The sequence below is a fragment of the Streptomyces telluris genome, assembly GCF_024519335.1.
Lineage (GTDB): Bacteria > Actinomycetota > Actinomycetes > Streptomycetales > Streptomycetaceae > Streptomyces > Streptomyces telluris.
Genome location: NZ_JANIID010000005.1, coordinates 263,481 through 276,726 on the forward strand (window position 1 = coordinate 263,481; position 13,246 = coordinate 276,726).

Genomic DNA, 13,246 nt, shown 5'->3' on the forward strand with positions numbered 1-13,246 from the left:
GGCATCGGCCTGGAGCTGACCGCGTGGCTCGTGCGCACCTACCGCGCCAAGGTCGTCCTGCTCGGCCGCAGCGAACTGGACGCCGCGCGCCGCGAGCGCCTGCGCGCCATCGACCCGAGCGGAACGCTGGTCTCCTACCGGCGCGCCGACGCCACCGACCCCGCGGCGCTGCGCGACGCCGTCGCGTGGACGCGCACCACCCACGGCGCGCTGCACGGCGTCTTCCACGCCACCATCGTCCTGCGGGACCAGACCGTCGCCACCATGGCCGAGGAGACCTTCCGCTCGGTCCTGGAGGCCAAGACCCGTACCTCGGTGGCCCTGCACGCCGCGCTCGGCGGCTCGGCCGGTCTCGACTTCGTCCTGTTCTTCTCGTCCGCGGTGGCCCTCGCCGGCAGCGCCGGCCAGAGCAACTACGCGGCCGGGTCGACCTTCGAGGACGCCTTCGCCCACCACCTCGACGACGTGCTGGGCGCCCGGGTCGCCGTGATCAACTGGGGCTACTGGGGGACCGTCGGCATCGTCGCCGACGAGCGCAACCGCAGCCGGCTCGCGGCCGCCGGAATCCACTCGATCACCCCGGAGGAGGGGATGACGGCCGTGCACGCCGTACTGGGACGCCAGGACCGTCAGGTCGTCGTGGTCAAGGCCGACGCCTCCGCCCTCGCCGCCGTCGGCGCGCAGCAGCGCACGGACGGCCCGGCGGACGGCGGGGCACCGGCCGACGACACCTCGCTGGTGCCGTCGCTGGCGGCGCTCCCGCCCGTCGCCCGTCTGCTCACCGAGGCCGACGACGCCCGCCTGACCGAGGTCATGTGCGGCTGGCTGTGGACGCTCTTCCGGCAGGAAGGCGTGTTCCTGACCGCGACCGAGCAGTGGACCTCCGCGGCCCTCGCCGAGCGCCTGCGCGTCGTCCCCGCGCACGGCAGGCTCTTCGCCGAGCTCCTGCGGCAGCTGACCCTGTCGGGCTACCTGAACGAGCGCGACGGGCAGTTCACCCCCGCCGGGCGCCCGGTCGCCGAGGACCCCGAGGGCGACCTCGTCGTGCTGTGCGAGCAGAAGCCGGCCCTCAACCGCTTCGACCGGCTGCTGCGCCCGTGCATGCAGAGCCTGTTCGGCGTCATGCGCGGCACCGTCCGCGCCACCGACGTGATGTTCCCCGGCGGTTCGACCGCCCTCGTGGAAGGCGCCTACCGGGGCAGCCCGGTGGTCGACCGCGCCAACGAGCTCGTCGTCGGCGGCGTCCTGGACCACCTGACCGGTCACGACGGCCCGCTGACCGTGGTCGAGATCGGCGCGGGCACCGGAGGCACCACCGCGAGCGTGCTGCCCGCCCTCGCCGCCTCCGGCGCGGACGTCACGTACGTCTACACCGACATCTCCCGCGCCTTCCTGCAGCACGGACGCAAGCGGTTCGCCGACGAGTACCCCTTCGTCCGCTTCCAGCAGCTCGACGTCTCGGGCGACCCGGCGGCGCAGGGCTTCGAGCCCGGCAGTGCCGACCTGGTCGTGGCCGCCAACGTCCTGCACGCGACCGCCGACCTGCTCGGCACCCTGCGCGCGGTGGCGTGGCTGCTCAAGCCCGGCGGACGGCTCGTGCTCAACGAGGCCAGCAGCAATGTCCTGACGGCCACCCTCACCTTCGGCCTGCTCGACGGCTGGTGGCTGCACCGGGACGCCGAACTGCGCCTGCCCGGCTCGCCGCTGCTCTCCGCGCCCGGCTGGCGCAAGGCCCTGGCGCTCGCAGGGTTCGCCCGCAGCCGCGCCCTGCCCGCCGACGAGGGACTGACCCAGCACGTGGTGGTCGCGCACACGGCGGCGGAGGCCGCGCCCGCGGCTGCCGTGCCCCCGGCCGCCACCACGGCGGCCGCGGCGCCGGTGCGCGCCCAGGAGCCGGTGCGCGGCGGCGAGCCCGCTCGTTCCACCGAGCCGTCGGCGCCCTCCGGCGGGGACGCCGAGGCGCTGGCCGCGGCCGCCCAGGAGTACGTGAAGGACGCCTTCGAGCGGATCCTCCAGGTGCCGCGCGACCGGCTCTGGCTCGACGAGACGTACGAGAACTTCGGCGTCGACTCGCTGACCGTGCCCCAGATCGTGGACGTGCTGTCCGAGCGCATGGGGGAGCTTCCGGCGACCCTGCTGTTCGAGTACCCGACGATCCGCGAGATCGCCGACCACCTGGCCGACCGGCACGCCGACCGCGTGCGCGCCCTGCTGCCCGAGGCGCCCGCGCCCGTGGCGGCCCCGGCCGTGCGCGCCGCCGAGCGGGCTCCGGAGGAGTCCCGCCCCGCGGCCGACCAGCGCATCGCCGTCGTCGGCATCGCGGGCCGCTACCCCCTGGCCGACGACCCGGACGCGTTCTGGGCGAACCTGCGCGCCGGCCGTGACTGCGTGCGCGAGGTGCCGGCCGACCGGTGGGACCACCGGGCCATGGCCGACGTGGACGGGCACGAGCCCGGCCGCTGGGGCGGCTTCCTCGACGGCATCGACGAGTTCGACCCCCGCTTCTTCCAGATGTCCCTGCGCGAGGCCGAGCTCACCGACCCGCAGGAACGCCTCTTCCTGCAGACCTCCTGGCACGCCCTGGAGGACGCCGGTTACACCCGGGCGCGCCTGCGCGGCAGCCGCGTCGGCGTGTACGTGGGCGTCATGTACGGGCACTACCAGCTGTTCGAGGACGAGCGGGGCCTCGCGGGCGGCATGGGGTACGCCTCCATCGCCAACCGGGTCTCGTACTTCTTCGACTTCCACGGGCCGAGCCTGGCGATCGACACCATGTGCTCGTCGTCGCTGACGGCCATCCACCTCGCCTGCGAGGCCCTGGCGGCCGGGCACGCGGACTACGCGCTCGCCGGCGGCGTCAACCTCGCCCCGCACCCGCGCAAGTACCGCCAGCTCGCGGCCGGCGGCTTCACCGGCGAGAGCGGCCGTTGCCGCAGCTTCGCGGCCGACGGCGACGGCATGGTGCCCGGCGAGGGCGTCGGCGCCGTCCTGCTCAAGCCGCTGGCCGCCGCCGAGCGCGACGGCGACCGGATCCTCGGCGTGATCCTCGGCAGCGCCGTCAACCACGGCGGCAAGACGGGCGGTTTCGCCGTGCCGAGCCCGTCCGCCCAGGGCGAGGTCATCGCCGAGGCCCTGCAGCGGGCCGGCGCCGAGCCGGCGAGCGTGTCGTACGTCGAGGCGCACGGCACGGGCACCGCGCTGGGCGACCCGGCCGAAGTGGCGGGGCTGTCCCGGGCGTTCGGCGACCTGCCGGCCGGCTCGGTCGCGCTCGGCTCGGTGAAGTCGTCCGTCGGCCACCTGGAGTCGGCCGCGGGCGTCGCCGCCCTCACCAAGGTGCTGCTGCAGATGAAGGCCCGCGAACTGGCGCCGTCGCTGCACGCGGAGACCCTCAACCCGGCCGTCGACTGGAACTCCGTGCCGTTCCGCGTCCAGCGCGACCTCGCCCCCTGGCGGGGCGCCGGACCGCTGCGCGCCGGCATCAGCGCCTTCGGCGCAGGCGGCTCCAACGCCCACCTCGTGGTGGAGGAGTACCGCGAGGACGCCCGCAGCGGCGCCACCACCGGCCCGGCCGTCTTCCCGTTTTCCGCACGCGACGCGGAGGGACTGCGCGGCGTGGTCGAGCGGACGCTCTCCTGGCTGCGCACGTCGGCCCCCGGCGTCGCCCCCGAGGACATCGCCGCCGCTGCGGGCGTGCCCGTCACGGCGGTGGACGAACCGCTCGACGAGCTGGGGCTCGACCCGGCCACGATCGTGCGGCTGATCGGCCTCGGCGACGCCGTGCGGCCGGGAACCGTGCACAGCGGCACGACCCTGCGCGAACTGGCCCGCCGTGCGGGCGGCACCGGTGACGCGGACCTCCTCCGCCTCGCCTACACCCTGCAGACCGGCCGGGAGGCCATGGCCCACCGGTTCGCCGTCGTCGCGAACTCGGCCCGCGAACTCACCGACGCCCTCGACGCCTTCCTCGCCGGCCGGCCCACCGGGCACACCAATGTCGTCACGGCGGAGCCCGGCGCGGCCGGCGTGCCCTCCCCGGCCGACCCGGACGGCGTCGCGCGCCGCTGGGCCGGCGGCGAGGTCCTGGACTGGGCCGCCGCCTACGACGGTCCGGTGCGCCCGCTGTCCCTGCCCGGCTACCCGTTCGCCCGCACCCGTTGCTGGATCGACGCCGTCACCCCGGCGGCGCTCCCGGCGGGCGAGGCGGCCCGGGCCGCCCTGCCGGCCCCTGCGCGGGACGGCCTGACGCTCGATGCGGTGCTGCGGCTGCTGGGCACGGTCAGCGGCTACCCGGTCGGCGACCTCGACCCGGCGGGCTCCTTCCACGAGCACGGCCTGGACTCGCTGAGCCTGATCCGCCTCGCCGACGAGGTCTCGAACGCCTTCGGCGTGTCCGTCGGCCCCGACCAGCTGCTCGCCACGCCCTCCCCGGCCTCGCTCGCCGCGTGGCTGGAAGCCGAACACCCCGCCGCCGCGGCCGCCGCGGCGCCGCCGGCCGGGCCCGCTCCGGCCGCCCCGGCTCCCGCCGGGCCCGCCCCGGCCGCCGACGACCCGGTCGTGATCGTCGGCATGGCCGGAACCCTGCCCGGCGCGCAGGACCTGGACGCGTTCTGGGCCGCCCTGCAGCGCGGCGGCGACCTCTTCAGCGAGGTGCCCGCCGACCGCTGGGACAGCCGTGCGCACTACGGCGACCCGGCGCGGCACCCCGACCGCACCCGCGTCACCCGGGCCGGCTTCATGCCGGACATCGACCGCTTCGACCCGCTGTTCTTCGGGATCTCGCCGCGCGAGGCCCGCTGGATGGACCCGCGGCAGCGGATGCTGCTGCGCACGGTGTGGGCGGCGCTGGAGGACGCGGGCATCGACCCGGCCCGCCTCGCCGGAACCGACACCGGACTCTTCGTCGGCGTCGGCTCCTCCGAGTACGCCGAGCTGGTGCAGCGCTCCGGCACGGCCACCGACGCGTACTCCTCGACCGGGCTGACCCCGTCGATGCTGGCCAACCGCATCTCCTACCACCTGGACCTGCGCGGCCCCAGCGAACCGGTCGACACGGCCTGCTCCAGCTCGCTCGTGGCGCTGCACCGCGCCGCCGAGGCGCTGCGGCTCGGCCACTGCGACACGGTCGTCGCGGGCGGCGTCAGCCTCATGCTGTCGCCCGTCACCTTCGCCTCCCTCGAACGGGCCGGGATGCTCAGCCCGGACGGCGTGGGCCGGGCCTTCGACAAGGACGCCGCGGGGTACGTGCGCGGCGAGGGCGTCGGCGCCGTGGTCCTCAAGCGGCTCAGCCGCGCCCTGGCCGACGGCAACCCGGTCCTCGCCGTGCTGCGCGGCACCGCCGTCAACCACGGCGGCCGCTCCAACTCGCTGACGGCCCCCAACCCGCGGGCCCAGGCCGAGGTCATCGTGCGGGCCCACCGCGAGGCGGGCGTCGACCCCGCCACGATCGGCTACATCGAGACGCACGGCACCGGCACGGTCATCGGCGACCCCGCCGAGACCAACGGCCTGCGCCAGGCGTTCACCGAGCTCTACCGCGACTGGGGCCACCGGGCGCCGGCCGCTCCGCACTGCGCCCTGGGCGCGCTGAAGAACACCATCGGCCACCTGGAGCCGGCGGCGGGCATCGCCGCCGTGCTGCGCGTCCTGCTGTCCATGCGGCACGGGCGGATCACCGGCGACCCGCACGGCCCGGAGCTCAACCCCCACCTGGCCCTGGACGGCACGCCGTTCGAGGTCGCGGTCGGCGGCCGCGCCTGGGCGCCCGCCGCGCCCGGCGTGCCGCGCCGCGCCGGAGTGAGCTCGTTCGGCTACGGCGGCGTCAACGCCCACGTCGTGCTGGAGGAGTACCCGGCCGACGGGCCCGCCCCGGCAGGCGGCCCGGCCGTCGTCGCTCTCTCCGCCCGCACCCCCGAGCGACTGCGTGCCTTCGCGCAGGCGTTCGTCGACGCCCGGGACACCTGGGCGCACGACCTCGCCGGCACCGCGCACACGCTCCAGGCCGGCCGCACGGAACACGCCGAACGCCTGGCGTTCGTCGCGGACTCCGGCGACCACGCGGTGGCCACGCTGCGCCGGTTCCTCGCCGGAGACCTCTCCGGCATCCACACCGGCCACGTCGACCGGCACGCCGACCGCGCGCCGTTCGACGGCCACGGCGACGAGGAGACCGCCGCGGCCTGGGCGCGCGGCGCGACCGTAGACTGGTCCGCCCGCACGACGGGGACGCCGAAGCTGCGCTCCCTGCCGCCGTACCCCTTCGCCGCCGAGCGCCACTGGTTCACCGACGGCGCCTCTGCCGCGCCCGCCGGCTCCGGGGACGCGTCCCAGCCCGCCGCTGCGGCCACCGCGGCGCCCGTCAGCCTCTTCACCGCCGAGTGGGTGGCCGAGCCCGTGCCGGCCGCCGCGCCGCACGCGGGGCGGGTGCTGGTCTTCGGCGACCTGCCGGTGCCCGGCGCCGTCCACGTGCGGGCCGGTTCCGCCTACGCGGACGACGGCTCCACGATCACGATCCGCCCCGGCGAGCCCGAGGACTACGTCCGGCTGCTCGCCACGCCGGCCGACCGCATCGTGCACCAGTGGCCGCTGCTGACGCCGGAGCGCCAGGACCTCGGCTTCGAGTCGGTGTTCCTGCTCGTACGGGCCATGACGGCCGCGCCGTCCCGCGCCGCGGCGCGGATCCAGGTCCTGGTGCCCGAGGGCGCCGTGGCGGAGGCGTGGGGCGGGTTCGACGCGTCGCTGCGCGCCGCCCTTCCCGGTACGGCCTTCGGCGTCGTGCACGTCGCCGGCCGCATCGAACCGGCCGCCCTGATCGCCGAGGTGACGGCCGCACGGCTCTCCGGGGCCGCCATCCGCCTCTCGGCCGCGGGCCGCGCCGTGCGCGTGCTCGCGGAGACCCCCGCGCGCCCCGTCACGGACTCGCCGCTGCGCCCGGGCGGCGTCCACCTGGTGACCGGCGGGGCCGGCGGGCTCGGCCTGCTGCTCGCCCGCACGCTGCTGGCGCGCGGCGCGCGCGTGGCCCTCACCGGCCGGTCCTCCGCCGAGGACCGCGCCGGGGAGCTGGCCGCCCTGCGCGAGCTCGGTGACGTCCGGTACTTCCAGGCGTCCGTGGACGACCCCGCCGCCATGGCCCGCGTCGTGGCGGCCGTCAAGGACGAGTGGGGCGCCCTGCACGGCGTCTTCCACCTCGCCGCGACCGCCTCGCGCACCCCTCTGCCGGACAAGGACGTCGCGGAGTTCCGCACCCACCTGCGGGCGCGCTTCGAGGGCACGCGCGTGCTCGACGAGGTGACCCGCGACGAACCGCTCGACGCGTTCGTCCTGTACTCGTCCCTGGCCGGACTGCTCGGTGACTACGGCCTCGTCGACTACTCGGTCGGCGCCCGCTTCCTCGACGGATTCGCCGAGGAGCGCGAGGCGCTGCGCCGGGCCGGCCGCCGCAACGGCCGCACGGTCTCGGTCGACTGGCCCATGTGGCGCGCCGGTGGCATGCACGTGGACGCCGAGGACGAGGCCCGCTACCTCGCCGACACCGGCTTCCGCTACCTGGAGGCCGACGAGGGCGAGCGGCTCCTCGACCTCGTGCTGCGGCTGGACCGGCCCCAGGTCGCCGTCCTGCCCGGCGAGCCCGGGCGGATGCGCGAGCGCGTCGAGGCGATGCGGATCCGGGAGAGCGAGCCCGCGGTCCGCGCGCCGCAGCCCGTAACCCCGCAGCCCGTTGCCTCGCAGACCGGCGTGGTGCCGGCGTCGGCACCGGCCGACCTGACCGGCCTGCTGCGGACGATGGTCGCCGGACTCGTCGGCCTGGCACCGCGGGACCTCGACCCCGAGGCCGGTTTCGGCGAGTACGGTCTGGACTCCTTCGGGCTCCAGTCCCTGTCCGTGGCGCTGGAGGAGCGCTACGGCGTCTCGGTGCCCACGACGACGCTGTTCGGCGCCAACACGATCGAGAAGCTGGCCCGTCACCTGTTGTCGGAGCACCCCGGCCTGCTGGAGCGCGACGCGCACCCGGCAGCCGTGCCCCCGGCCGCGGAACCGGCGGTCGCCGCACCTGCCGTCGCCTCCGCCGCACCTGCCGCACCTGCCGCACCCGCCGTCACGCCCGCCGACGGCGACGCCGTCGCCATCATCGGCATGTCCGGTCGCTTCCCCGGCTCTCCCGGCCTGGAGGCCTTCTGGCGGAACCTCGCCGAGGGGCGTGACCTGATCACCGAGACGCCCGCCGACCGGTGGGACTGGCAGGAGATCTCCCGGCGCTTCGGCGGCACCGCCCGCTGGGGCGGCTTCCTGAGCGACGTCGACCGCTTCGACCCGCGGTTCTTCAAGCTCTCGCCCGCCGAGGCCGAGGTCATGGACCCGCAGCACCGGCTGTTCCTCGAACAGACGTGGGCGGCGCTGGAGGACGCCGGCTGCCGGCCCGACCGGCTCGCCGGCCGCCGGGTCAGCGTCTTCGCGGGTGTGCAGTTCAACGACTACGAGACGATGGTCCTGCAGGGCGAGCAGGTGAACCCCCACGCCGGCACCGGGCTGGCGCGCACCATGCTGGCCAACCGCATCTCGTACCTGCTGGACCTCAAGGGCGCCAGCGAGAGCGTCGACACCGCCTGCTCCAGCTCCCTGGTGGCGCTGCACCGCGCCGTGCGCGCCCTGCGCGGCGGGGAGAGCGAGATGGCGATCGCCGGCGGCGTGAGCCTGGTGCTGACGCCGCAGACCGTCGTCGCCGGCAACCAGCTCGGCGTGCTCGCCCCCGACGGCCGCTGCAAGGCGCTGGACGAGCGGGCCGACGGCTACGTCAAGGGCGAGGGCGTCGGCGTGGTCGTCCTCAAGCCGCTCGCGCGCGCCCTCGCCGACGGCGACCGGGTGCACGCGGTGATCCGCGGCAGCGCGGTCAACCACGGCGGGCACGCCTCCTCGCTGACCGCCCCCAACCCCCTGGCGCAGGCCGATCTGCTGGTCGACGCCTACCGGGACGCCGGGGTGCCGGCCGAGACGCTGTCCTACGTCGAACTCCACGGCACCGGCACCGCGCTCGGCGACCCGGTCGAGATCGACGGCCTGACCCGCGCCCACCGCACCCTGGCGGCCGGACCGGCCACCCCGTGCGGCATCGGCACCGTCAAGAGCAACATCGGCCACCTGGAACCCGCCGCGGGCATCGCCGGCGTCATCAAGGTCGTGCTGGCCATGCGCCACCGGACGCTCCCGCCGACGCTGCACCTGCAGCAGCTCAACCCGCTGATCGACCTCACCGGCACGCCGTTCCGGCCCGTGCTGGAGACCACCCCGTGGGAGCCCGCGGACGCCGACGGCACACCCCTGCCGCTGCGCGCCGGGGTCAGCTCCTTCGGCTTCGGCGGGGTCAACGCCCACGTCGTCCTGGAGGAGGCGCCCGCCACGCCGGCCCCCGTCGCCACGGACCGCGAGGCGGAGGAGGTGTTCCTGCTCTCCGCCCGCGACGAGGACGCCCTGCGCCGGTACGCGGCGGCGACGGTGGAGTTCCTCGACGGCGCGGACGTCCCGCCGCTGGCCTCCCTCGCCCGCACCTCCCAGAGCGGACGCATCCCCATGGCCGTGCGCCTCGCGGTCGTCGCCCGCTCGACGGGCGACCTGCGTGCGCAGCTGGCCGCCTTCCTCGACGACGGCCGTGCCCACGGCGGCTCCGGCGGCGACCACGGGTGGCTGTCCGAGCCGGAGGGCGCGAGCTACCTGGAGCGCCTGGTCCGCGAGGGACGGCTCGGCCGTCTCGCGCAGCTCTGGCAGGAAGGCGCCGACATCGACTGGAGCGCACTGCGCACCGGCCGGCCGCCGCTGACCTCCATGCCCACCTACCCGTTCGCCCGCGAGCGGCACTGGCTCCCGGCCGCCGCCCCCGCGGACGCACGGCAGGACCGGCGGGCGGAGTCCCCGGACTCCTCCCTGCTGCTGGTCAAGGACTGGGAGGCCGCGCCGCTGCCGCAGGCCGGACTGCCGGGCAGGCTCATGGTCCTCGTCGGCCCAGGGACCGATCCCGTCGCCGCCGCGGCCTTCGGGCCCGGTGCCGTCGTGGTCCGGCTCGACGAAGCCGGCGACGGCGACGACGCCGCCCGCGCGCGGATCGTGGAGTCGGCCGGCCGGGTGGACGCCGTGATCGACATGGCCGACGCCTCGGCCGTGCCGGTCGCCACCGCGACCGCCGACCCCTTCCGGATCGCGCTGCTGCGCGACCTCGTCGGCGCGCACCGCACCCGCGGCCTCGCCTACCTGCACCTGACCCATGGCCTCACGACGTTCCGCACCGAGCAGCCGACGCTGCGCGGCGCCGCGTTCGCGGGCCTGGTCAGGATGCTCACGGCCGAGTACCGCGGCCTCTTCGCCCGCACCCTCGACCTCGACACCCTCTCGCCCGCCGCCGTGCGGTCGGCGGTCGCCGCCGAGCTCGCGGCGACCGACCCGGTGACCGAGGCCTGCGTCCGGGCGGGCGAGCGGCACCGTCCGGTGCTGCGCCCGGCCGCCCCGGCCCCGGCGTCCGCCGACTGGTCGGCGGACCTGGCAGGCCGGACCGTCGTCATCACCGGCGGCACGGGCGCGCTCGGCCGGCTGGTCGCCGCGCGGCTCGTCGAGCGGGGAGCCGACCGGCTCGTCCTGCTCGGCCGCTCGCCCATGCCCGCCCGCGACGAGTGGCCCGCGCTCCTCGCCGACCCCGGCACCGACGCGTCCCTCGCGGCGCGCCTGCGCGACCTCGTGGCGCTCGAACGCCCCGGCGTGCAGGTGACGATCGAGGCCGCCGCGCCGGACCGGATCGCCGAGGTGCTCGGCCGGGTCCGGCAGCAGCTGGGCCCGATCGCCGGCATCGTGCACTGCGCCGGGCTCGGCGTGATGCGCGACCCCGCCTTCGTCGGCAAGCGGATCGAGGACGTCCAGCAGGTGCTCGAACCGAAGACGACCGGGCTCCAGGCCGTCCTGGACGTGTGCGAGAAGGACCCGCTGCGCTTCGTCGTGCTGTACTCGTCCATCGCCGGGCAGGTGCCCGCGCTGGCCGTGGGCATGAGCGACTACGCGCTGGCCAACTCCGCGCTCGACCGCGTCGCCGAGTACCGGGCCGCCACCGGAGGACCCGTCGTCAGGTCGCTGCAGTGGCCCAGCTGGCAGTCGGCCGGCATGCCCGAGGTCGACACCCCGGCCTACCGGGACCTGGCCCTGCGGACCCTCGACCCGCAGACGGGACTCGCCCTCCTGGACCGCGCCATGAGCGGGAACGACCCGGTCGTCCTGCCGTGCGTCGTGGACGCCGCGCGCTTCGACGCCGCCGCGCTCCTCGCGGTGCCGGCGCCCGGCCGCAAGGCCGGTGCCCCTGCCCCTGACCCTGCCGCAGCCGCCCCCGCGGCCGCTGCGGCCGCCGCCCCGGCCGGGACCGGTCTGGTCCGGAAGGTGACCGAGGTGCTCGCCTCGACCCTCCGCATGGACGCGGCGAAGATCGGGCCGGACGAGGACTTCGCCGACCTCGGCGTGGACTCGATCATGGTCGCCCAGATCCTCGCCGCCCTGGAGCGCGAACTCGGCGTCGTCGCGGAGCCGTCGGCCGTTCTGGAGAACCCGACCGTGACGCTCCTCGCGGCGGCCCTGCAGGACGAGGTCCCGGACACCGCGTTCGCGGAGCCGGCCCCGGAGCCGGCCCCGGAACCGGGCGCGGAGCCGGTCGTCGCGACGGCCGCCGTGGCCCCCGCGGCTTCTTCGGCCTCGCCGAACCTTGCTCGTGACGAGGACGGCGCCATCGCCGTCGTCGGCATCGCCGCGCACTTCCCCGGCGCGCCCGACCACCGGGCGTTCTGGCGGAACCTCGTGTCCGGGACGGACTCCGTGACCGAGGTGCCCGCCTCCCGCTGGGACGCGGACCGCCTGTGGCGGCCGGAGCCGGAGCCCGGCACCACCGTCAGCAAGTGGGGCGGCTTCCTCGACGGCATCGAGGACTTCGACCCCGAGTACTTCCGCCTCGACCCGGCCGCGGGACCGCACGTCGACCCCCTGGTGCGGCAGGTCCTGGAGACCGGTGCGGAGTGCCTGGCCGACGCCGGGCTCACGCCCGCGGAGGTCGCGGGCCGGCGCGTCGGCGTCTTCGCGGGCGCCCGCAGCGCGAACTTCGGTGCCCACCACGGCGCCGCCGGGCCGCACTCGATCAGCGGGATGGCGCAGAACTTCATCGCCGCACAGCTGTCGCACTACCTCGACCTGCGCGGCCCGGCCGTCGTCGTCGACTCGGCCTGCTCCAGCGCGCTCGTCGCGGTGCACATGGCCGCGCGCAGCCTGCGGACGGGGGAGTCCGACCTCGCGTTCGCGAGCGGCGTCGACATCCTCCTCGACGAGGTGCCGTTCGTCGGCATGAGCGGTGCGGGTGCGCTCTCGCCGACCGGCCGCTGCCGTACGTTCGACGAGCGGGCCGACGGCATCGTCCTGGGCGAGGGCGCCGGCACGATGCTGCTCAAGCGCCTGGCCGACGCGGTGCGCGACGGCGACCGGATCTACGCGGTCATCGAGGGCAGCGCCGTGAACAACGACGGCCGCACCATGGGCATCACCACCCCCAACCCGCGGGCGCAGCGGGACGTCATCGAGGCGGCCTGGGCCGACGCCGGGATCGTCCCGGCACAGATCGGCTACGTGGAGGCGCACGGCACCGGCACCATGATCGGTGACCCGATGGAGCTGAAGGCGCTCACCGAGGCGTTCCGCGGCTCCACCGACGAGACCGGGTTCTGCGGCGTCGGCAGCGTGAAGACCAACATCGGGCACACCCTCAGCGCCGCGGGCATGGCCGGGCTGATGAAGGTCGTGCTGTCGGTCCACCACGCGCAGCTGGCACCGACGCTGCACTGCGAGACCCTCAACCGCCGCTTCCGGTTCGACGAGTCGCCGCTGTTCCCCGTACGGGAAGCGCGCGCGTTCACCGGTCGTGACGGGACGCGCCGCGCGGCCGTCAGCTCCTTCGGGTTCGGCGGCACCAACGCGCACATGGTGGTGCGTCAGGCGCCGGACGAGCACGTGGCGACGCGCTCGCCGCTGGACCCGCCCCGCTACCGGCGGCGCCGGTTCTGGTTCGACGTCCCCGCGGAAGCACCCGCCCGCACGCCCGCCGACGCGCCCGCCGACGCGCCCGTCGATGCGCTCGCCGACGCGCCCGCACAAGCGCCCGTGGAAACCGTCCGCCCCGCCGCGGCGGCGGAACCGCCCGCGCCGTTCTTCGAGCTCGAGTTCTGAAGCATGCCGGAAGGAAAGA

The 13,246-nt window shown here is 76.0% G+C and carries 1 protein-coding gene (running past one end of the window); it reads left to right on the forward strand.

The annotated features are described in order from the left end of the window. Positions 1 to 13,227, forward strand: the 3' portion of a protein-coding gene (locus tag NQU55_RS08580) for an SDR family NAD(P)-dependent oxidoreductase (RefSeq protein ID WP_256790183.1). It extends 6,198 nt beyond the left edge of the window; 13,227 of the gene's 19,425 nt are visible here — the last part of the coding sequence; the start codon falls outside the window, past its left edge; its stop codon occupies positions 13,225 to 13,227. The last annotated feature ends 19 nt before the right edge of the window (positions 13,228 to 13,246 follow it).